This is a genomic window from Curtobacterium poinsettiae (assembly GCF_047226435.1).
Taxonomy (GTDB): domain Bacteria; phylum Actinomycetota; class Actinomycetes; order Actinomycetales; family Microbacteriaceae; genus Curtobacterium; species Curtobacterium poinsettiae.
The window spans coordinates 1,442,865-1,464,798 of record NZ_CP178434.1; the positions used below are offsets into that span (position 1 = coordinate 1,442,865).

Genomic DNA, 21,934 nt, shown 5'->3' on the forward strand with positions numbered 1-21,934 from the left:
GTGGTCGAGGCATAGAATCGGTCCACCCAACCCGCGTTTTTCAACCCCGCGTCGATCCCAGGAACAGAGGGAACCAAGATGCCGCTCTCGGAACAGGAGCAGCGCCTTCTCGAAGAGATGGAGCGCAGCCTCTACCAGAACGATTCCGATTTCGTGGCTCGTGTCACACGTCGACAGGGTCGTCCGACGTACACAGCCATCACCCTCGGGGTCCTCGGCGCACTCGCCGGGATCGCCGTCGTCATCGTCGGCCTGGTCATCAAGGCGCCGCTGCTGGGCATCCTCGGCTTCGTCGTGATGCTCGCCGGTGTCCTGTTCGCGCTGCGCCCGGGCATGCGTGCCCCGAAGGCGAAGCCCGCTCGGCCGGGCAAGCCCGCATCCGGTGGCTCGGCGCGTCCGTCTGCCAGTGGTGGTGGTGGTGGTGGCGGGTCCTTCATGGACCGCATGAACGACCGCTGGGACAAGCGGAACGACCAGGGTCAGTAGCTGACCGGAGCCGGTCGGGCTCCCTCCACACTCCTCCACGGGGTCGGCCTTCGGGCCGGCCCCGTTTCGTGTTCCCGGGGGCGGGCGGGTTCGGGCCGGGGCCGGGGCCGGGGCCGCGGGGCGGAGCCGGAGCCGCGGGGTGTGCGCGCGGGGTGTGCGCGCGAGTGGTCACGACAGGCCGGGCCGAGGTCGCCGGGGGGTCACGACCTGTCGGCTGGGGGGCGCGCGAGCGACGGTTCGTGAAAACTCGCCGTCGCCTCGGCGGCGCGTCGTGACCACGCGCCGACCGGCGGCCGGGCGTGGTGGAGCCGGCCGTGCGCCCGCGGGAGCGCCGCGGCGGAGGTGGGGCGGGCCTCCCGGCCGGGGTGGACCGACGCCGCACGCGGGGTGTGCGCGCGAGTGGTCACGACATGCCGTGCGCAGGTCGCCGGGGGGTCACGAACTGTCGGCTGGGGAGCGCGTGAGCGACGGTTCGTGACCACTCGGCGTCGCGGCGGCGGCACGTCGCGACCACACGCCGACCGGCGGCCGGGCGTGGTGGAGCCGACCGTGCGACCGCGGCGCGCCCCGACGTGCTCCACCGGCTGCGAAAGTCCTCCACTTTCCTCCACACACGCTCCTGCGGCCCAGAACCGCATGGATCCGGGCTTTTCGGGCTGCATCTGCGGGATGCATTCCTGGGCGCATGCCCCCAGTAGGGGTGTCGAGGGCCGAAAAGGGTGCGGAATTCTGGTCCGGGGGAGGGGAGTGGAGTAAAGTGGGGCTTGCAACGGTCCGGTGGAGCGGAGGGGAGGCCCGACGTGCTGCTCGGTACTCATGCCCCGAAGCTCGACGAGAAGGGTCGCGTGATCCTCCCCGCCAAGTTCCGGGACGAACTGTCCGGCGGGCTCGTCATGACCCGCGGCCAGGAACGCTGCGTCGTGGTCTTCAGCGCCCGGACGTTCGAGGAACTCCACGAGCGCATCCGGACCGCCCCGATGACGTCGAAGCGCACCCGGGACTACATGCGCCTGTTCCTCTCGGGGGCCAGCGCGGAACAGCCCGACAAGCAGAACCGCGTGACGATCCCGCAGAACCTCCGCGAGTACGCGGGGCTCGAGCGGGACCTCACGGTCATCGGCAGCGGTGACCGTGCCGAGATCTGGTCCACCCCCGCGTGGGAGGCCTACTACGCCGAAGCCGAAGAGGCATTCGCCGACAACGACGAGGAGGTGATCCCGGGGATCTTCTGATCCGCGGATCGGGACTCCCAGCCGTGAAGCCCTGACATCACTTCCCCGGTGTCAGGTCGCATGGATGGGGATCCGGACCCACGGCCCAGGAGACGAGGGGCTGCACATGGCCGACAACGACAACGAGACGCCACGCTTCCCGCACACGCCGGTGATGCTCCAGCGCATCGTCGACCTCTTCACGCCGACGCTCGAGGGCCCGGGCAAGGTCGTCGTCGACGCCACGCTCGGCATGGGTGGTCACTCCGAGGGCCTGCTCGAGCGGTTCCCGGAGCTCACGCTCATCGGACTCGACCGCGACACCGACGCCCTCGGCATCGCGGGGGAGCGACTGTCCCGCTTCGGTGACCGCGTCCGGCTCGTGCACACCGTGTACGACGGCATCGTCGACGCCATCCAGGGCGAGGGCTTCACGAAGGTCGACGGCGTGCTGTTCGACCTCGGTGTGAGTTCGCTGCAGCTCGACCGGGCCGAGCGCGGGTTCGCGTACAGCCAGGACGCCCCGCTCGACATGCGGATGGACCGGACCGAGGGGCAGACCGCCGCCGACGTCCTGGCCACCTACGACGAGGGCGAACTGCGTCGCATCTTCCAGCGCTACGGCGAGGAGAAGCTCGCCGGCCGCTACGCACGAGCCATCGTGGAGCGGCGGGCGACGAAGCCGTTCGAGATGTCCGGCGACCTGGTCCAGGTGCTGCACGACGCGACCCCGGTCGCCGTCCAGCGCCAGGGGCACCCGGCCAAGCGCGTCTTCCAGGCGCTCCGCATCGAGGTGAACGCCGAGCTGAGCGTGCTCGAGCGGGCGATCCCGGCGGCCCTCGACGCCATCGCGGTCGGTGGCCGCATCGTCGTCGAGTCCTACCAGTCCCTCGAGGACCGCATCGTCAAGCGGGCCCTGGTGGAGCGCACGAAGTCGAGCGCCCCCGCCGACCTGCCGGTGGAGCTGCCCGAGCACGCCCCCACCTTCTCCCTGATCGTCAAGGGCGCTGAGCTGGCCGACGAGGCCGAACGCGCCGCCAACCCCCGAGCAACCCCCGTGCGACTGCGCGCGGCCGAGCGGATCCGGAACTGACATGAGCACGAACCTCGCACTCGTCGACCCTGCGGTCGTCCCGTCGCGGGCCCCGCGCCCCGACCGTCAGCACCGCCCCGAGCTGGTCGAGGTCACCCCCACCGCGGCCCAGCGCCGGGCCCGTCCCCGCATCGGGTACGCCGTCGTGGCCGTCGCCGCGCTCGGGATCCTGCTGCTGGCCCAGCTCGGCATCAGCATGGTGCTCAGCCAGGGCGCCTACACGCTCAACTCGCTGTCGACGGAGCAGACCAACCTGTCCCGCACGCAGCAGTCCCTGTCCGAGGAACTCCGGGTGCTGGACTCGCCGCAGAACCTGGCCCGCAACGCGCAGGCGCTCGGGATGATCGCGAACTCCACGCCGGTGTACCTGGACCCGAAGACCGGCCGGGTGTACGGCACGCCGACCCCGGCGAAGCCCGACGAGGCAACCGCGTCCACCGAGAACCAGGTGCCGAACTCCCTGCTGAACGACGTGCCGCTGGCCACCCAGCCGGGCGCCACGTCGACGAGCAAGGAGACGGGCAACACCGGCGACCCCGCCGCAGGCAGTGCCGCCGCAGGCAGCACCGCCGCTGACACGTCCGCACCTGCCGCGTCTGAGAAGACCAGCGGCGCCAGCGCGTCGGACCAGGGGACGGCGAAGTCGTCCGTAGAGTCCGACGCGAACCCGCTCCAGGCACCCTCCACCCGGTGACCGGCGGGTCCGCCGCACCCTCAGCACCGCCCGGGAAGGACCGCACCGCGTGACGAAGACGATCCGCAACCGACGCCTGCGCTACAGCATCGTGATGCTCGCCGTGATCGCCCTGGTCGGGGTGTTCGTGGTCCGGCTCGTCGACATCCAGGTCGTCCAGGCATCGGTGCTGAACGAGGCGTCGGCCCAGAAGCGCAGCATCCCCGTGACGATCTACGGCACCCGTGGCGCGATCGTGGACCGCAACGGCACCGAACTCGCCGACAGCGTGACCCGGTACAACATCACGACCTCGCCGCGCCTGGTCAAGCAGTTCAAGGGCAAGCTCGGCGGCACCCGCATCAAGGACGTCAGCGTCAGCACCGCACTCGACGCCCTGGCGAAGGCCTCCGGCGGTGACGTCGCGACCATGCGGAAGAACATCGCCGCGAACCCGAAGTCCGACTTCGCGTACCTGATCAAGGGCCTCGACGTCCGGCACTACGAGGCTGTGGTCGACCTCGGCATCCCGTGGATCTACAAGGAGCAGCAGGCGTCGCGGGTCTACCCGACGGCTGCGACGACGGGCAACCTGACCGGGTTCATGGGGACTGACGGCGCCCAGGCCGGCCTGGAGTACGCCTACGACCAGTGCCTGGCCGGCACCAACGGCTCGGAGACCTACGAGCGTGGCGAGGACGGCGTCCAGCTGCCCGGCAGCACCGTGACCACGAAGAAGGCCAAGGACGGCGGCACGCTCGAGACGACGATCGACAGCGACCTGCAGTACATGGCGCAGCAGACCATCGCGTCCGCCGCCAAGACCTTGCAGGCGGAGTCCGCGACGGCCACCGTCACGAGCGTCAAGACGGGCGAGCTGCTGGCGGTCGCCGACTACCCGACCGTGGACCCGAACGACGTCGACGCCACGACCGACAAGGGTGCCTTCGGCTCCCGGGCCCTGACGGCGTCGTACGAGCCGGGATCCACGATCAAGGCCGCGATCGCCGCCGCGCTGATCGACCAGGGCAAGTCGACTCCCACCGACCAGGCCGTCGTGCCGTACTCGCGCACGTTCCCCTGGGGCGGCACGATCCACGACTCGGAGTTCCACCCCACCGAGAACCTGACGCTGACCGGCATCCTGCAGAACTCGTCGAACGTCGGCATCACCGAGCTCGGGGCACGGCTGACGGCCCAGCAGCGCTTCGACTACATGAAGAAGTTCGGGCTGTTCGAGCCGGAGATGGCCATCGACTACCCGGGCCAGCCCTCGATGGACTACGGCACGAGCCCGAACTGGGACCAGCAGACGAACATCAACTCGATGTTCGGCCAGGGCATCTCGACGACGGCCGTGCAGGTCGCGAGCGTGTTCCAGACGATCGCGAACGACGGCGTCCGGATCCCGCTGCACTTCGTCAAGGGCTGCACCACGGCCGACGGCAAGACGATCGACGCGCCCGACGTGCAGAAGCAGCGCGTCGTGTCCGCAGCCGCCGCCACGCAGGTCACCGACATGCTGCAGAGCGTCGTCACGGGCGGCACGCTGGTGGGCATGAAGCCGATCTCCGGCTACAACATCGCCGCGAAGACCGGCACCGCCGAGGTGGCCGAGGGGTCGCAGGGCTACGGCGGTCAGCGCATCACGTCGGTGGCCGGAATGGCACCCGCCGAAGACCCCCAGTATGTTGTCACGGTGACGTTCACGAAGCCGCAGACCAACAAGTGGTCCAGCGGAGCGGCTCCGGCGTTCCGCACACTCATGTCCCAGGTGCTCGAGAAGTACCGAGTAGCCCCCTCCGCGTCCGAGGCGAAGCTCTACCCGTCCACGTGGTGAGGAAGAAGGAACACTTGTCCGCACGGATCCCCCCGGTCCTCCGACCCGAGCACCCGACCCCGAGGGCCGTCGCCGAACTCGCGAACGCGTTCGGTCTGCGTGTCGTCGGCTCGGTCGACACCCTCGAGACCACCGGCGTCACGCTGAGTGCCACCGAGGTGCAGCCGGGTGACCTGTTCGTCGGCGTGCACGGCGCGAACCGGCACGGCGCCCAGTTCGCGACCGAGGCCGCCGAGCGCGGCGCGGTCGCCGTCCTGACCGACCAGGACGGCGTCGCACTCGTCGAGCCGTCCGGCCTGCCGGTGCTCGTCGTCGACGATCCCCGCGCAGCCCTGGGCGACGTCGCCGCATGGGTCTACCGCACCCACCCCGACGAGGCCACCGACCTGCCGCAGCTGTTCGCCGTCACCGGCACGAACGGCAAGACGAGCACGTCCTACATCCTCGAGGGCATCCTCAAGCAGCTCGGCCTGGTGACCGGCCTGAGCTCCACCGCCGAGCGCCACATCGGCTCGCTCAGCGTGACGAGCCGCCTGACCACGCCCGAGGCCAGCGAGATGCACGCGCTCCTCGCTCGCATGCGCGAGAGCGAGGTCCGCGCCGTCGCCGTCGAGGTCAGTGCCCAGGCCCTCAGCCGTCACCGCGTCGACGGCATCGTCTTCGACGTCGCGGCCTTCACGAACCTGTCGCACGACCACCTCGACGACTACGCCGACATGGAGGAGTACTATCAGGCGAAGCTCCCGCTGTTCCAGCCCGAGCACGCCCGCCGCGGCGTCGTCTCGCTGGACACCGACTGGGGCCACCGCGTGGTGCAGGACTCCCGCATCCCGGTCACCACCATCACGGTGCACCCCGACGTCGAGGCCGAGTGGCACGTCGACATCGTCGAGGCACACGCCGCCTACACCGAGTTCCGCCTGACGGGTCCCGAGGGTCGCGAGCTCATGACCCGTGTGCCCCTGATCGGCTGGCACATGGCCGCGAACGCCGCACTGGCGATCGTCATGCTGGTCGAGGGCGGATTCGAGCTCGGTGCCATCGCGCACGCGCTCGAGAGCAACCACCGCCGTTACCCCGACGAGGACGGATCGGGCGACCGTGAGCGTGACGGTGCGTCCGAGCGCGTCTCCGCCATCGAGTGCTACCTGCCCGGTCGCACCGAGCGGGTCTCCGGCGAGCACGGGCCGAGCGTCTACGTCGACTTCGGCCACAGCGCCGACGCCTTCGAGAACACGCTCGCCGCGGTCCGGCAGTTCACCGCCGGCAAGGTGCTGATGCTGTTCGGCGCCGACGGTGACCGCGACACCACGAAGCGTGGCGACATGGCCCGCGTGGCCGCCGCCGGCAGCGACATCCTCGTCGTCACCGACCACCACCCCCGCTTCGAGGACGCCGCGTCGATCCGGAAGACCCTGGTCGACGCTGCACGCGCCGCCTACCCGGACCACGAGATCCACGAGGTCAGCCCGCCCGAGGCCGCGATCCGCACCGCGGTGGGCCTGCTCGGTGAAGGGGACTCGATCCTCTGGGCCGGCCCGGGCCACCAGGACTACCGCGACATCCAGGGTGTCCGAACGCCGTACTCCGCCCGCGACGAGGCCCGTGCGGCCCTCCGCGAGGCCGGCTGGGAGCCGAACTCCGGTCCGGCGGAGGACGTCCGATGATCGCCATGACCCTCGCCGAGATCGCCACCGCGGTCAGCGGCGAGCTGATCGGCGGCGCCCAGGCAACCGACGTCGCCGAGCCCGGCGACCTGGTCGTCGAGGGCTCGGTCGAGACCGACTCCCGCCTGGTCCGTCCCGGCAGCGTCTTCTTCGCCCTGCCCGGCGAGGTCACCGACGGCCGGCGCTTCGTGCCCGCCGCGGTCGACGCCGGTGCCGCCCTGGTGATCACGCCGGAGCGTGTCGACACCACCGCGCCGCAGATCGTCGTCACGGACGGCTACGAGGCCCTCGCTGCGCTCGCGCACGAGGTCGTCACCCGTGTCCGCATGAGCGGCGCGGACCGCGTCGATGCCGACGGTCGCCCGGCACCCCTACGGGTCGTCGGCATCACCGGCTCGAACGGCAAGACGAGCACGAAGAACATGCTCCGCACGATCCTCGAGCAGCACGGCGCGACGATCGCACCCGAGGGCTCGTTCAACAACCACGTCGGCGCACCGATCTCGATGCTCCGCGTCACGTACGACACCCGGTACCTGGTGGTCGAGATGGGCGCGAGCGGCGTCGGCCACATCGCCAAGCTCGTGTCGATCGCCGAGCCCGACCTCGGTGTCGTCCTCAAGGTGGGCCTCGCGCACGCCGGCGAGTTCGGCGGCATCGAGGCGACGCAGCGCGCGAAGTCCGAGATGGTCACCGACCTGCCCGAGACCGCCACGGCCCTGCTCAACGTCGACGACGACCGCGTCGCGTCGATGCGCGACCTGACGGCCGCGCGCGTGGTGGGCTTCGGCACGTCGGCCGAGGCCGACTACCGCATCACCGGCATCGAGACGGACCGCAGCGGCACCCGCTTCACCCTCACCGTTCCTCCCGTCCGCCCCGAAGGCGACCGTCCGACGGACGCAACCCTGTCTGGAGGCCCGGATCACGTCGACGTGCGCCTCGCGATCCTGGGTGAGCACCACGCGATGAACGCGTCCGCCGCGCTCACCGTCGCCCACCTGTGGGGCGTCCCGCTCGCCGACGGCGCCGCGGCGCTCGCGTCGATGACGCGCGCCGAGCGCTGGCGCATGGAGCTGCTCCAGGGCGGCCCCGAGGGCGTCACCGTGATCAACGACGCGTACAACGCGTCGCCCGACTCCACCGCGGCGGCGCTGCGGACCCTGGCGCAGATCGTGCGCCCGGGCGAGCGGACCGTCGCCGTGCTCGGTGAGATGGCCGAGCTCGGTGAGTTCTCCGTCGAGGAGCACGACCGCATCGGTCGGCTCGTCGTCCGCCTCGGCATCGGACAGCTCGTGGTCGTCGGCCGCGGCGCGATGCCCATCCACCAGGCCGCCACCCTCGAGGGATCGTGGGACGGCGAGTCCGTGTACATCGAGGACGTCGACGACGCCGTCCGTGCCATGCAGGAGATGCTCCGCCCCGGCGACGTCGTCCTCGTCAAGTCCTCGAAGTCTGCCGAACTGCGATTCCTCGGCGACCGCCTCGGAGGTGTCACCGAATGATCGCGCTCCTCATCGCCGGCGCCACGTCGCTGGTGTTCACGTTGCTGCTCACCCCGTTCTTCATCAAGCTCTTCCACCGTCTCGGGTGGGGGCAGTTCATCCGTGACGACGGCCCACAGTCCCACCACACCAAGCGCGGCACCGCCACGATGGGTGGCATCGTCCTCATCATCGGTGCGGTGATCGGGTACTTCGTGGGCCACCTGATCGGAGGCGACTCGATCACGCTGTCCGGCCTGCTCGTGCTGTTCCTGATGGTCGGGCTCGGGTTCGTCGGCTTCATCGACGACTTCCTCAAGGTCCGGCGTCAGCGGAGCCTCGGGCTCGGTGGCTGGGCGAAGATCCTCGGCCAGGTCATCGTCGGCGTCATCTTCGCCACGATCGCACTGGTCGTGCCCACGTCGAACGGCAAGCCCCCGGCATCCACGATGATCTCGGCCGTCCGCGACGTGCCGTGGCTCGACTTCATGGCGCTCGGCACCGTCATCGGCACGGTGCTGTTCCTCGGCTGGATCGTCCTGCTGACGGTGTCCACGTCGAACGGCGTGAACGTCGCCGACGGCCTCGACGGCCTGGCGACGGGATCGAGCATCCTGGCGATCGGCTCGTACGTCATCATCGGTTTCTGGCAGTCGAACCAGATCTGCGGCGGGACCCGGCTCGACTCGGACACCGCACACGCCTGCTACACCGTCGCGAACCCGCTCGACCTCGCCGTGGTCGCGGCCGCGGTCTGCGGTGGGCTCATCGGGTTCCTCTGGTACAACACCTCGCCGGCACAGATCTTCCTCGGCGACACCGGTTCGCTCGGCCTCGGCGGTGCACTGGCCGGCCTCGCGATCCTCAGCCGCACCGAGCTGCTGCTGGTCCTCATCGGTGGCCTGTTCTTCATCGTCACCGGTTCGGTCATCCTGCAGCGTGCGTACTTCAAGATCACCCACGGCAAGCGCATCTTCCTGATGAGTCCGCTGCACCACCACTTCGAACTGAAGGGGTGGGCCGAGGTGACGGTCGTCGTCCGCTTCTGGATCATCGCCGGACTCTTCGTCGCGGCGGGGGTCGGGCTCTTCTACCTCGAATGGATCGCAAGCGTTGGTTGACCCGGTGTCCTCGTCGTCCCGTCTCGAGTCCCTCGACAGCTGGCACGCCGAAGGGTGGAAGGGGCTGAACGTCGCCGTCCTCGGCCTGGGTGCCACCGGGTTCTCGGTCGCCGACACCCTCGTCGAGCTCGGCAGCGAGGTGACGGTCTACTCGTCCGACGCCCCGGCCGACAGCGTCGAGCTGCTCGACGTCATCGGTGCCCGGTTCCTGCAGACGCCGCTCGACACCGTGCCGGACGCGCTCGTCGCGCAGGCGCCCGACGTCGTGGTCGTGTCGCCGGGGCTGCCCCCGCACAACGCCACCGTGCAGTGGTCGGTGGTGAACAGCACCGTCTGGGGTGACATCGAGCTCGCCTGGCGTGTCCGCGACAAGGTCGTCCGCGGCCCGGTCGCGGCCCCGTGGATCACGATCACCGGCACGAACGGCAAGACCACGACGACGCAGCTGACGACCGCGATGTACGAGGCCGGCGGCCTGCGTGCCGTGGCGTGCGGGAACATCGGCGTGCCGGTGCTCGACGTCGTCCGCGACCCGGTCGGGTACGACGTGCTCGTCGTCGAGCTGTCGAGTCACCAGCTGCACTACATGGCGACCTCCGGCGACGGTGCCGTGGTGCCCCTCGCGAGTGCCTGCCTGAACATCGCCGACGACCACCTGGAGTGGCACGGTTCCGCCGAGGCGTACCGCGCGGCGAAGGCCAAGGTCTACGAGCGCACCGTGATGGCGTGCGTCTACAACACCTCGGACGAGGTCACCCGGCAGATGGTGCAGGAGGCCGACGTGGTGGAGGGCTGCCGAGCGGTCGGCTTCACCCCCGGTGTCCCCGCCCCCGGCGACGTCGGCATCGTCGAGGACGTCCTGTGCGACCGGGCCTTCAACGAGGACCGCCGCAACAGCGCACTCGAGCTCTCGACGGTCGCCGACCTCGAGGCCGCCGGGCTCGCCAGCCCGCACATGACCATGAACGTCCTGGCCGCCGCTGCGCTGGCACGTGCCGGCACCGTCCAGCCGAGCGCCATCCAGACGGCCGTCCGGGCCTTCCGTGCCGACCACCACCGCACCGAGCTCGTCGCAGAGTCCGAGGGCATCGCCTGGGTCGACGACTCCAAGGCCACGAACCCGCACGCCGCCACCGCGTCCCTGGCGTCCTTCGACACCGTCGTGTGGATCGTCGGGGGCCTGTTCAAGGGCGTCGACATCGACGGCCTGGTCGAGCGCTTCGGTCCGGACGTCCGCGCCGTCGTCGTCATCGGGACCGACCGGGCCCCGGTGCTCGAGGCATTCGCGCGACACGCGTCCGCGGTCCCCGTGCTCCAGGTCGAGACGACGGACACTGATCAGGTCATGCGCGAGGCGGTCCGGCATGCCGCATCGGTCGCGAGGCCGGGCGACACGGTCCTCCTCGCCCCGGCGGCGGCGTCGTTCGACCAGTTCGGCTCCTACGCCGACCGGGGGCAGCGTTTCGCGGCCGCGGTCAACGAACACCTGGGAGGAGAAGTCGATGGCGACGACACCGACGGATCTTCCGAACAGCCGTAACGGCCGGACCGCGTCGACCCCACGACGGACGAACGGCGCGATCGTCGCCGTCAAGAACGTCTTCGTCGCGGAGTCCAGCACCTTCTACACGATCCTCGGCGTCACGCTGTTCCTCGTCGTCTTCGGCGTCGTCATGGTGCTGTCCTCGTCGAGCGTCGAGGAGTACGCGGCGACCCACGACTTCTTCGGGGCGGCCTCCCGCCAGGGCCTGTACGCCGTGCTCGGCGTGCCGCTCATGCTCATCGCGAGCCGGGTCCCGACCCGGATCTGGCGGAAGTGGGCGATGCGGCTGCTCGGTGCGGCGCTCGTGCTGCAGCTGCTCGTGTTCACGCCGCTCGGTCTCGACATCCAGGGCAACCGGAACTGGATCAAGCTCGGGTCGTTCACCGCGCAGCCGTCCGAGGTCGTCAAGCTCGGCCTGGTGCTCGGCATCGGCGCGATCCTCTACGTCAAGCGGGAGAAGCTCGACGACTGGAAAGAGGTCTTCATCCCGATCGGGATCGCCTCGATGCTGTCACTCGGGCTCGTGGTCCTGGGTGGCGACCAGGGCACGGCGATGGTCATGCTCATCCTGGTGTTCGGCGCCCTGTACATCGGCGGTGTCCGCGCCCGGCACCTGCTCGTCGGCCTGGCCGCGTTCGCCGTGATGCTGCCCTTCGTCACGATGGCGTCGGCCTCGCGGTCGACGCGCATCAGCGCATGGCTGTCCGGGTGCACCGACTCCAGCCAGTACCAGGACATCTGCTGGCAGCCCGTGCACGGCATGTGGGCGCTCGCGTCCGGCGGGGTGTTCGGCGTGGGCCTCGGCAACTCGAAGGCCAAGTGGTCGTGGCTGCCCGAGGCGGACAACGACTACATCTTCGCGATCATCGGCGAGGAGCTCGGCCTGATCGGTGCCGTCGTGGTGCTGAGCCTGTTCGTCGTGCTCGCCGTCGGCATGATCAAGATCATCCGGCAGTCCCGCGACCCCTTCGTCAAGACGGTCACCGGCGGCATCCTCGCGTGGATCATCGGCCAGGCACTCATCAACATCGCGGTCGTGCTCGGCCTGCTGCCGGTGCTCGGTGTGCCCCTGCCACTCATCTCGGCCGGTGGTTCGGCCCTCATCATGACCCTGGTGGCGATCGGCGTCGTGCTCTCCTTCGCCCGCGACCTGCCCGGCAAGAACGACCCCGGCCTGACGAACGCCCCACTCGGCCGGACCTCCACGAACGGATCACTGCGGTGAGCAAGTACCTCTTCGCCGGCGGCGGCACCGCCGGCCACGTCAACCCCCTGCTCGCGGTCGCCGACCGGCTGACCGAGCGGGAGCCCGGCGCCGAGGTCCTCGTGCTGGGCACCGCCGAGGGCCTGGAGTCCCGCCTCGTCCCGATGCGCGGCTACGAGCTGCTGACGATCCCGCGCCTGCCGTTCCCGCGGAAGGTGAACAGTGCGGCCCTGCGCTTCCCGCAGCGCTTCGCGGCGGCGGTCAAGCGGACCGAGCAGATCATCCGCGACCACGAGATCGAGGTGGTGCTCGGTGTGGGTGGCTACGCGGCCGCTCCGGCGTACATCGCCGCCCGCCGCACCGGCACCCCGATCGTCGTGCACGAGCAGAACGCGAAGCCCGGGCTGGCGAACCGCCTCGCCGCGTTCCTCACCGAGCACGTCGGCCTGACCTTCTCGAACACGCGCCTGCGCCACGGCCGCGTCGTGGGCATGCCGCTCCGTCGCGAGATCGAGTCACTCGACCGCCGTGCCTCCCGTGCCGAGGGGCTCGCCGAGTTCGGGCTGGACCCAGACCGGCCGGTCCTGCTCGTCACCGGTGGATCCTCGGGCGCGCGGAGCATCAACCGGACGATCAACCAGTCGGCCGCCGCGATCGTCGGTACCGGCTGGCAGGTCCTGCACGTCGTGGGCGCCGCGTCGGACATCGGCCCGAGCGACCTCGAGGGCTACCACGTGCTGCCGTACTGCGACCGGATGGACCTGGCCTACGCGGCGAGCGACTTCGTCGTCTCGCGCGCCGGCGCCGGCATGGTCTGCGAGCTCACGGCCGTCGGACTGCCGAGCGTGCTCGTGCCGTACCCGGTGGGCAACGGCGAGCAGCGTCACAACGCGAAGGACGTCGTCGACGCCGGGGGAGCCGTCCTGGTGGCCGACGGGGAATTCGACCGCGACTGGGTGACGTTCCAGTTGCTGAGCATCCTGCAGGACCGCTCCCGCATCGCGGACATGACCGTGCGGGCGGGCAGCGTGGGCCACCGCGACGGCGCCGACCGGATGACGGACCTGGTCCTCGACGCCGCGAAGGCGGCCCCCAGCACCACGGAGGAACGATGACCATCAAGCCGGACCTGACCCAGCCGATCCCGGACGACCTCGGCACGGTGCACTTCGTCGGCATCGGCGGCTCGGGCATGAGCGGGATCGCCCGGATGTTCCTCGCGGCCGGCCACCGCGTGACCGGCAGTGACTCCCGCGAGACGGAGACCACCGGCACGATGCGCGACCTCGGTGCGACGGTGCACATCGGGCACGACGCCGCGAACGTCGGCGAGGCGGACAGCATCGTCGTCACGAGCGCACTGTGGCCGGACAACCCCGAGCTCCTCGAGGCCCAGCGCCGCGGCCTGCCGGTCCTGCACCGGTCGCAGGCCCTCGCCGCCCTGATCGCCGAGCACCGCCTGGTCGCGGTCGCCGGTGCGCACGGCAAGACCACCTCGACCGGCATGATCGTCACCGCCATGGTCGAGCTCGGTCTCGACCCGAGCTTCGTCAACGGCGGCGTCATCCAGTCCCTCGGCACCAGCTCGGCCCCGGGGTCCAGCGACCTGTTCGTCGTCGAGGCCGACGAGTCCGACGGCTCGTTCCTGCTCTACGACGTCGCGGTGGCCCTCGTCACCAACGTCGACGCCGACCACCTGGACCACTACGGCAGCGAGGAGGCCTTCACCGAGGCCTTCGTCGAGTTCGCCGCGAAGGCGAGCCAGCGCGTCGTCATCTCGAGCGACGACGCCGGTGCGAAGACGGTCACGGCCGGCATCCGCCAGCGCCCGGACGCCCCCGAGATCGTCACCTTCGGCGAGGCCGGCGACGCGGACGTCCGCATCGAGGGCATCACCGAGTCCGCCGGCGTCGAGGTCGACTTCCGCGCGGGTGGTCAGGCGTACCACCTGACCCTCCGCGTGCCCGGCCGGCACAACGCGATCAACGCCGTCGGTGCCTTCGCGGTGCTGACCGGTCTCGGCGTCGCCCCGGTCGACGCGATCCGCGGGCTCGAGGCGTTCGGCGGCACCCAGCGCCGCTTCGAGCTGCACGGGGTCGAGCGCGGGGTCTCGGTCTACGACGACTACGCGCACCACCCGACCGAGGTGGCCGCCGCGCTCAAGGCCGCCCGCAACGTGGTCGGGGACGGCCGCATCATCGCGATCCACCAGCCGCACCTGTACTCCCGCACCCGTCTGATGGCCGGCGACTTCGCCAAGGTGTACGAGGAACTCGCCGACCACACGGTCGTGCTCGACGTCTACGGCGCCCGCGAGGACCCGGAGCCCGGCGTGACCGGTGCCCTGGTGCAGGAGCGCTTCGCCGACCAGTCGCGCGTCGAGTTCCTGCCCGACTGGGACGACGCTGCGGCCCGTGCGGCCGCGGTCGCCCGGGACGGCGACATCATCATGACGCTCAGCTGCGGCGACGTGTACCGGATCATCCCGCAGGTGCTCGACGCCCTGGGCACCGACGGAGCGTCGTCCCGGTGAAGCGCCCCGAGGGGTTCGACGAGGGGGACGCCCGCCAGGACGCCCCGGCCGAGGCTGCGGAAGCGCCCCGGCAGCGTCGTGGTCCCTCGAAGCCGCGGCTGCCGTTCCGCGGCCGTGTCGCCGACGCCCGGGAGGCCCGTCCCGCGTCCGACGAGTCGGCTGCGGCCGTCGAGACCCCCGCCCCCACCACCCCGGGCAGCACTCCGGCACCCGGTGCCTCCGGCACGCGCCCCCCTGCGGTCGGTGCGCCCCCGAGTGTCGGGGCGCGACGGCCGTCCGCGGGCGCAGATCCGACCACCGATGCCGCCGACTCGACGCGCGACCGCGTCGGCGCCCTCGCGGGCGCGGCCGGCCGCCGCGTCGGCGCCGGCTTCGGGGCGGTCGCCGACCGCCTGCGCGAGTACACACCGGACGAGGACCACCGCGACCCGCGCCCCGACGCGGGCAACGCGCCCCGAGGAGACGGGGCGCGACGACCGTCCGGGGGCGCGGCAGGCAGTGCACGCGACCACGACGCGACCGTGACCGACGTCCTCGACGCGAGCGGTGCCTCCCGGACGGAGCAGCACGCCGAGGCGCCCATCGGGGCGCGGGTGCGCGCCGCGGAGACCGCCCGCGAGGCGCGCATCGCGAAGCGTCGCCGTCGCCTGCTCGAGCGTGCCGAGGTCCGCCGGTTCACCCGGCGCAGCCGGCACCGTCGCGCCGCCTGGATCACGGCGGCGAGCGTCGTCCTGGTGCTCGGGGTCTCGATCCTGGTCGCGGTGTTCTCGCCGCTGATGGCGCTCCGCACGATCGAGGTCAAGGGGACCAACCGCGTCGACGAGACGGCCCTGCGCCAGGCGCTGTCCGACCAGATCGGCACCCCCCTGGCCCGGCTCGACTTCGACGCGATCAAGCGCGACGTCGCCGGGTTCCCGCTGATCGAGAGCTACGTGACCGAAGAGGCGCCGCCGCACACGCTCGTCGTCACGGTCACCGAGCGCACGCCGGTGGTCGCCGTGCGGTCCGGCAGCACGTTCGACCTCGTCGACCCCGCCGGCATCGTCGTGCAGTCGTCGCCGAAGCGTCCGGCGACGATGCCGCTCGCCGACATCGCCCGTGCACGCCTGGGCTCCTCGAGCTTCCGCACGATGACCGAGGTCGTGCTGGCGTTGCCGTCGACGGTCCGGTCCCAGGTCACCCGCGTCGCCGGGTCCACCGCCGACGACGTCACCCTGACCCTCAAGGACGGCTCGACCGTCGTGTGGGGGAGCCCGGACGACTCGGACGCGAAGGCCGCGCTGCTCGCCGCGTTGGTCAAGGACCACGAGGCGCGGAACCCGGGCGTCGTCGTCGAGTACGACGTGTCGGCACCGGACAACGGCGTGATCCGCGCGAAGGACTGAATTGCCGGACCTGATCGGCGACACGCGGCGTGGCGGGGCGACAGTGCGCCGAACGCACCCGTAGCGTCGAAGCCAGCACCACATCTACCAGCATTGCCCCTGAACTTCAAGTAGAGGTTGAGGGTTCTACCGGAGGCCTGACTGACGTGACCACGAACCACAACTACCTCGCCGTCATCAAGGTCGTCGGTGTCGGCGGCGGCGGCGTCAACGCCGTCAACCGCATGATCGAGCTCGGTCTCCGTGGGGTCGAGTTCATCGCGATCAACACCGACGCCCAGGCACTGCTGCTCAGCGACGCCGACGTCAAGCTCGACGTCGGCCGCGAGATCACCCGCGGGCTCGGCGCCGGCGCGGACCCCGAGGTCGGCCGTCGTGCCGCCGAGGACCACGCCGAGGAGATCGAAGAGGCCCTGGCCGGCGCCGACATGGTGTTCGTCACCGCGGGCGAGGGCGGCGGCACCGGCACCGGTGGTGCTCCGGTCGTCGCGCGCATCGCGAAGTCCATCGGCGCGCTGACCATCGGTGTCGTCACGAAGCCGTTCAGCTTCGAGGGCAAGCGCCGCCAGTCCCAGGCCGAGAACGGCGTCGCTGGCCTCAAGGACGAGGTCGACACGCTCATCGTCGTGCCGAACGACCGCCTGCTCGAGATCAGCGACCGTGGCATCTCCATGGTCGAGGCGTTCGCCACGGCCGACCAGGTGCTCCTGGCCGGCGTGCAGGGCATCACCGACCTCATCACCACCCCCGGCCTGATCAACCTCGACTTCGCCGACGTGAAGAGCGTCATGCAGGGTGCGGGTTCCGCGCTCATGGGCATCGGTTCGTCGCGCGGTGCCGACCGTGCGATCAAGGCGGCCGAGCTCGCCGTCGCGTCGCCGCTGCTCGAGGCCTCGATCGACGGTGCGCACGGCGTGCTGCTCTCGATCCAGGGCGGTTCGAACCTCGGCATCTTCGAGATCAACGACGCCGCTCGTCTGGTGCAGGAAGCCGTGCACCCCGAGGCGAACATCATCTTCGGTGCGGTCATCGACGACACCCTGGGTGACGAGGTCCGCGTCACCGTCATCGCCGCGGGCTTCGATGGTGGCGAGCCGGCGCAGCAGCAGAAGGAGCGTCGCTCCAGCTACGTCGATCCGGAGTCGAGTGTCTCGGCACCCGTCGCCGCTTCGACCGGCGCGATCGAGGACTCCACCACGTCGAGCCCGTCCTGGGCCTCGCAGGAACACCAGCCGCCGGTGCAGCGAGCCGCCGACCCGGCGTTCGACGACGATGACGAGCTCGACGTCCCCGACTTCCTGAAGTAACCCACCCGTGGTAGCCGACACGCGCCTCCAGGCCTCGTCTCACGACGACGGACTGGAGGCGCGCGTTGCGTCCGTCCGGAGGGGCATCGCCGGCGCGGCGCGAGCCGCAGGGCGCTCGCCCGACGAACTCACGCTCGTCGTCGTCACGAAGTACCACCCGGCGTCCCTCGTGCGCGAGCTGGCCGCACTCGGCGTGACGGACGTGGGGGAGAACCGCCACCAGGAGGCACAGGCCAAGGCTGCGGAACTCGCCGACCTCGACCTGACCTGGCACTTCGTCGGGCAGCTGCAGTCGAAGAAGGCCCGGCAGGCCCGTCGGTACGCCCACGTCGTGCAGTCGCTCGACCGCGGGTCCGTCGTCGACGCGTTCGCTCCGACCGAGGCCGAGCCGGAACCGCCGGTCATCGACGGGTTCGTGCAGGTCAACCTGACCGACGACCCCGGCCGTGGTGGGGTGCAGCCGGACGACGTCGAGTCGATGGTGGAGCGCGTGCTGGCCACCGGGACGATCCGGTTGCGGGGTGTGATGGCCGTCGCACCCCTCGACGAGGAACCCCGTTCAGCCTTCGCCCGGCTCCGTTCGATCTCCGAGCGGGTCGTGGCGCTCGAGCCCGGTGCCACCGACATCTCGGCCGGCATGAGCGGCGACTACGCCGAGGCGATCCTCGAGGGCGCGACACACCTGCGGATCGGCACCGCAATCACGGGAAACCGGCCGCTCGCACCCTAGCCTCGTTGCAGGGCACCACGAGCACGAACCCCGGAGGAACCATGGCCAACCCGCTGAAGAAGACGATGGTCTACCTCGGCCTCGCCGACGAGGAACTCGACTACGAGGACGAGCAGCAGGCCGAGCCCGCGCGCCAGCAGGCAGCCCCTGCTCGCCAGGCCGCAGCGGCTGCTCCGGCGGCCGCCGAACCGCAGGAGACCCCCGCCGCGGCAGCAGCCCCGGTGGCCGTTCCCGCAGCAGCGCCGGCTCCCACCAAGACGCACACCCACCAGCGCGGCGCCCAGGTCACTCCGCTCCGCCGCTCGCACACGACCGCACAGAAGGCGACCCCGGTCCAGGAAATGAACGAGATCCTCACCGTCCACCCGCGCGAGTACAAGGACGCCCAGTCCATCGCCGAGAGCTTCCGCGACGGCATCCCCGTCATCATCAACCTCTCGCAGATGACCGAGGGTGACGCTCGACGCATGATCGACTTCGCCTCCGGTCTGTCGCTCGGGCTGTTCGGCAAGATCGAGCGCGTCACCAACAAGGTCTTCCTCCTGTCGCCGGCGCACGTCGCAGTGAGCGGTGAGCCTGCTGAGGTAGAGTCCGACATCGAGGCGAACTTCTTCGCCCAGTCCTGAGCCGTACCCGGCACACCCGCCCCTGAGCGTCGTCTGACGACGCTCGCCCGAGACGAGCGAGCCCCATCGTGTCCGTGATCCTAGGGATCATCTCCCTCGCGTTGCTCCTGTACTTCTTCGTGATGTGGGGGCGCTTCGCGCTCGACCTCGTGCAGAGCTTCAACCGCTCCTGGCGTCCGCGCGGGGGCATGCTCGTGGTGTCCGAGTTCGTCTACACGATCACGGATCCGCCCATCCGAGCGGTGCGACGGGTCCTCCCGCCGCTCCGCCTGGGGCCGGTGGCGCTCGACTTCGGCTGGACGATCGTGATGCTCGTCGTCATCATCGCCCGGTTCGTGGTCGCCGCCCTGGCACGCGGTATCTGAGCGGACTCCCGTCCGCGACACGCGCCACGCCAGGCGCTCGGCACGGTTCCGCCCCATCGTCGGTGTACGGTGGTCGGGATCGATGCCCGCTCCGGTGGCGCATCCGCACCGCACGGTACGACTGGTAAGTTCGGTCGCACCGCATGCGGTTCCACACGTTCAGCAGTTCTATTGAGGTGACGGCAATGGCTTTGACGCCGGAAGACGTAGTCAACAAGCGGTTCCAGCCGACGAAGTTCCGCGAGGGCTACGACCAGGACGAGGTCGATGACTTCCTCGACGAGGTCGTGGTCGAGCTCCGTCGCCTGACCGCGGAGAACGACGAGCTCCGCCAGCGCCTGCAGGCGGCCGAGTCGGCCCCGCAGTCGGCGCAGGCCGAGCAGCCCGCTCCTGCAGCGGAACCGGAGCCCACGCCGGCCCCGGTCGAGGCAGCAACGGAGCCCGCTCCGGTCGCCGCGGCCGCTCCGGCCACGACGGTCCCCGCGGACGAGGACACCGAGGGCACCACGAACCTCCTGACCCTGGCGCGTCGTCTCCACGAGGAGCACGTGCGCGAGGGCGTCGAGAAGCGCGACGCGCTCATCGCCGAGGGCACCGCCCAGGCGGCTCGCCTGGTCTCCGAGGCCGAGGCGAAGCAGCGCCAGATCATCGCCGACACCGAGAACACGAACCGTCAGCGTGTCGCGGTGCTCGAGCAGGAGCAGCGCCAGCTCGAGGGCAAGATCGACGAGCTCCGGACGTTCGAGCGCGACTACCGTGCGCAGCTCAAGAGCTACATCCAGGGGCAGCTCTCCGAGCTCGACTCCTCGGGCGAGCAGTCCGGTCTCACCCCGGCGCCGGCTTCGGCGCAGGGCTTCGGCAACTGACGTTGTCGCGACCAGCATCACGAGCGAAGGTCAGTGTCCGCGCTATCGCGGCACTGGCCTTCGCCGCTGTCGTGGTGGTGGCGTTCGACCAGGTCGCCAAGACGCTGGTCGTCGCGAACCTGCCGTACGGCACCCCCGTGCCCGTCCTGGGCGGGGCGTTGCAGTTCCTGTACGTCCGGAACCCGGGGGCCGCGTTCTCGTTCGCGGTGAACATGACCTGGGTGTTCTCGGTCATCTCGGCCGCGGTCGTCGTCGCGATCATCGTGTACTCGCGTCGCATCCGGTCGATGTGGTGGGCGATCGTGCTCGGCATGCTGCTCGGCGGCGCGCTGGGCAACCTGCTCGACCGGCTCTTCCGTGAACCCGGGTTCGGCCGGGGGCACGTGGTCGACTTCATCTCGACCCCCTGGATGATGCCGGCGATCTACAACGTCGCCGACTCCTTCATCTGCATCAGCATGGTGGTCTTCGTGCTGCTGGTGATCCTCGGGGTGAACCTCGACGGCACCCGCACGCTCTCGGCCAGGCGCCAGGCGCAGCTCGACGCGGCGGAGCCGGCCGACCCGGCGCAGCCGCTCGACGGTGGGGCCGCGTTCTCGTCGACCGACGCTGCTCTCGACGAGCCGACCCGCGCCTCCAGGCCGAACGACGGCGACCGTCGCGACACGCTGGGCCACGACGCCACGTGACCGAATCGCGTTCTCTTCCCGTGCCCGACGGGCTCGCCGGTGAGCGCGTCGACGCAGCCATCGCGAAGCTCCTCGGCTTCAGCCGTTCGTTCGCGGCCGACGTCGTCGCCGCGGGCGGCGTCCGCGTCGACGGCGTCCCCGTCGACAAGTCGGACCGCCTGCACGCCGACTCATGGCTCGAGGTCGAGTGGACCCCGAAGGAGCCGCCGCGCATCGTGCCGGCAGCCGTGCCTGGCATGACGATCGTGCACGACGACGAGGACATCGTCGTCGTGGACAAGCCCGTCGGGGTCGCCGCGCACCCCTCGCCGGGGTGGGACGGGCCGACCGTGCCCGGGGGCCTCGCCGCCGCCGGGTTCACCATCGCGACCTCCGGGGCCGCCGAACGCGCCGGGATCGTGCACCGGCTGGACGTCGGGACCTCGGGCCTGATGGTCGTCGCGAAGACCGAGCTGGCGTACACACACCTCAAGCGGGCGTTCAAGGAGCGCACGGTCGAGAAGGTCTACCACGCGCTCGCGCAGGGCCACCCCGACCCGACCTCCGGCACGATCGACGCCCCGATCGGTCGGCACCCGTCGAGCGACTGGAAGTTCGCGGTCACGTCGGAGGGCAAGCCGAGCGTCACCCACTACGAGACGCTCGAGGCCTTCCGCTCCGCGACCCTGCTCGAGGTGCACCTGGAGACCGGGCGCACGCACCAGATCCGGGTGCACATGGCCGCGACCCGCCACCCGCTCGTCGGCGACACGATGTACGGTGCCGACCCGGTGCTGGCGGCCGAGCTCGGGCTGACCCGCCAGTGGCTCGACGCCGTCCGGCTGGGCTTCGACCACCCCCGCACGGGCGAGTGGGTGTCGTTCGAGGCGCAGTACCCGGACGACCTGCAGGCAGCGCTGGAGCAGATCCGGAGCGCGTCGCTCTGACACACCCGGCCGCTCGTTCCGAGGGGTCACGAACTGTCGGCTGCGGAGCGGTCAGGCGACGCGTTCTGCACCCGCGGCGGCCCGCGTGCGGCGTGTCCTGCCCGCTCGGCGGCGCGCGCCGCGTGTGTCGCGATCCGATGCCGGTCTGGAGGCGCGGTGCGGGCCCGCCCCGAGCCTCCCGTCCG

The 21,934-nt window shown here is 70.7% G+C and carries 20 protein-coding genes; all 20 read left to right on the forward strand.

Features of this window, described 5'->3' with window-relative positions; genetic code table 11:
* Nucleotides 1-78 precede the first annotated feature (78 nt).
* The 20 genes from ACL00U_RS06840 to ACL00U_RS06935 all read left to right on the forward strand — a co-directional run bounded on the left by ACL00U_RS06840 (nucleotide 79) and on the right by ACL00U_RS06935 (nucleotide 21,749).
* A complete protein-coding gene (locus ACL00U_RS06840) occupies nucleotides 79-486 on the forward strand; it encodes a DUF3040 domain-containing protein (RefSeq protein ID WP_263137331.1) in 408 nt (135 codons plus the stop codon).
* 800 nt (nucleotides 487-1,286) lie between these two features.
* A complete protein-coding gene (gene mraZ / locus ACL00U_RS06845) occupies nucleotides 1,287-1,718 on the forward strand; it encodes a division/cell wall cluster transcriptional repressor MraZ (protein WP_017886616.1) in 432 nt (143 codons plus the stop codon).
* A 106-nt stretch (nucleotides 1,719-1,824) separates the two neighbouring features.
* Nucleotides 1,825-2,790: a 16S rRNA (cytosine(1402)-N(4))-methyltransferase RsmH gene (gene rsmH / locus ACL00U_RS06850; protein ID WP_056068243.1), complete on the forward strand. Its 966-nt coding sequence runs from the start codon at nucleotides 1,825-1,827 to the stop codon at nucleotides 2,788-2,790.
* Nucleotide 2,791: 1 nt separating this feature from the next.
* Nucleotides 2,792-3,484: a hypothetical protein gene (locus tag ACL00U_RS06855; protein WP_017886618.1), complete on the forward strand. Its 693-nt coding sequence runs from the start codon at nucleotides 2,792-2,794 to the stop codon at nucleotides 3,482-3,484.
* A gap of 49 nt (nucleotides 3,485-3,533) precedes the next feature.
* A complete protein-coding gene (locus ACL00U_RS06860; protein ID WP_412873986.1) occupies nucleotides 3,534-5,303 on the forward strand; it encodes a peptidoglycan D,D-transpeptidase FtsI family protein in 1,770 nt (589 codons plus the stop codon).
* Between the two features lie 14 nt (nucleotides 5,304-5,317).
* Complete coding sequence (locus ACL00U_RS06865) at nucleotides 5,318-6,970, forward strand: Mur ligase family protein (RefSeq protein WP_262117428.1); 1,653 nt, start codon at nucleotides 5,318-5,320, stop codon at nucleotides 6,968-6,970.
* Nucleotides 6,967-8,475 (forward strand): UDP-N-acetylmuramoyl-tripeptide--D-alanyl-D-alanine ligase, encoded by a 1,509-nt coding sequence (locus ACL00U_RS06870; RefSeq protein WP_412873987.1) that lies wholly within the window; start codon nucleotides 6,967-6,969, stop codon nucleotides 8,473-8,475. The genes ACL00U_RS06865 and ACL00U_RS06870 overlap by 4 nt, the downstream gene beginning before the upstream one ends.
* Entirely contained in the window at nucleotides 8,472-9,575 is a 1,104-nt protein-coding gene (gene mraY, locus ACL00U_RS06875; protein WP_017886622.1) for a phospho-N-acetylmuramoyl-pentapeptide-transferase, read from the forward strand. Before ACL00U_RS06870 ends, mraY begins: the two co-directional genes overlap by 4 nt.
* Nucleotides 9,576-9,579: 4 nt before the next feature.
* On the forward strand, nucleotides 9,580-11,115 hold the full coding sequence (gene murD, locus ACL00U_RS06880) for a UDP-N-acetylmuramoyl-L-alanine--D-glutamate ligase (RefSeq protein ID WP_194590671.1): 1,536 nt from the start codon (nucleotides 9,580-9,582) through the stop codon (nucleotides 11,113-11,115).
* Nucleotides 11,078-12,343, forward strand: a complete 1,266-nt coding sequence (gene ftsW, locus ACL00U_RS06885; protein WP_017886624.1) for a putative lipid II flippase FtsW — start codon at nucleotides 11,078-11,080, stop codon at nucleotides 12,341-12,343. The genes murD and ftsW overlap by 38 nt, the downstream gene beginning before the upstream one ends.
* On the forward strand, nucleotides 12,340-13,437 hold the full coding sequence (gene murG, locus ACL00U_RS06890; protein ID WP_412873988.1) for an undecaprenyldiphospho-muramoylpentapeptide beta-N-acetylglucosaminyltransferase: 1,098 nt from the start codon (nucleotides 12,340-12,342) through the stop codon (nucleotides 13,435-13,437). Before ftsW ends, murG begins: the two co-directional genes overlap by 4 nt.
* Complete coding sequence (gene murC, locus ACL00U_RS06895; protein WP_071251046.1) at nucleotides 13,434-14,855, forward strand: UDP-N-acetylmuramate--L-alanine ligase; 1,422 nt, start codon at nucleotides 13,434-13,436, stop codon at nucleotides 14,853-14,855. The genes murG and murC overlap by 4 nt, the downstream gene beginning before the upstream one ends.
* On the forward strand, nucleotides 14,852-16,240 hold the full coding sequence (locus ACL00U_RS06900) for an FtsQ-type POTRA domain-containing protein (RefSeq protein WP_412873989.1): 1,389 nt from the start codon (nucleotides 14,852-14,854) through the stop codon (nucleotides 16,238-16,240). Before murC ends, ACL00U_RS06900 begins: the two co-directional genes overlap by 4 nt.
* Nucleotides 16,241-16,386: 146 nt before the next feature.
* Nucleotides 16,387-17,547 carry a cell division protein FtsZ gene (gene ftsZ, locus ACL00U_RS06905; RefSeq protein ID WP_017886628.1) on the forward strand — a complete coding sequence of 387 codons (1,161 nt, stop codon included), beginning with the start codon at nucleotides 16,387-16,389 and terminating at the stop codon, nucleotides 17,545-17,547.
* 7 nt (nucleotides 17,548-17,554) lie between these two features.
* Nucleotides 17,555-18,277, forward strand: coding sequence for a YggS family pyridoxal phosphate-dependent enzyme (locus ACL00U_RS06910; RefSeq protein ID WP_412873990.1), 723 nt, complete (start codon nucleotides 17,555-17,557; stop codon nucleotides 18,275-18,277).
* 41 nt (nucleotides 18,278-18,318) lie between these two features.
* Nucleotides 18,319-18,903: a cell division protein SepF gene (locus ACL00U_RS06915; protein WP_056068260.1), complete on the forward strand. Its 585-nt coding sequence runs from the start codon at nucleotides 18,319-18,321 to the stop codon at nucleotides 18,901-18,903.
* Between the two features lie 68 nt (nucleotides 18,904-18,971).
* Nucleotides 18,972-19,268 carry a YggT family protein gene (locus ACL00U_RS06920; RefSeq protein WP_017886631.1) on the forward strand — a complete coding sequence of 99 codons (297 nt, stop codon included), beginning with the start codon at nucleotides 18,972-18,974 and terminating at the stop codon, nucleotides 19,266-19,268.
* A 185-nt stretch (nucleotides 19,269-19,453) separates the two neighbouring features.
* Complete coding sequence (locus ACL00U_RS06925) at nucleotides 19,454-20,134, forward strand: DivIVA domain-containing protein (RefSeq protein ID WP_412873991.1); 681 nt, start codon at nucleotides 19,454-19,456, stop codon at nucleotides 20,132-20,134.
* A gap of 2 nt (nucleotides 20,135-20,136) precedes the next feature.
* The gene (lspA, locus tag ACL00U_RS06930; RefSeq protein WP_412873992.1) at nucleotides 20,137-20,823 is read left to right on the forward strand and encodes a signal peptidase II; all 687 of its coding nucleotides are present in this window, start codon (nucleotides 20,137-20,139) and stop codon (nucleotides 20,821-20,823) included.
* Nucleotides 20,820-21,749 carry an RluA family pseudouridine synthase gene (locus tag ACL00U_RS06935; protein ID WP_031259437.1) on the forward strand — a complete coding sequence of 310 codons (930 nt, stop codon included), beginning with the start codon at nucleotides 20,820-20,822 and terminating at the stop codon, nucleotides 21,747-21,749. Before lspA ends, ACL00U_RS06935 begins: the two co-directional genes overlap by 4 nt.
* The last annotated feature ends 185 nt before the right edge of the window (nucleotides 21,750-21,934 follow it).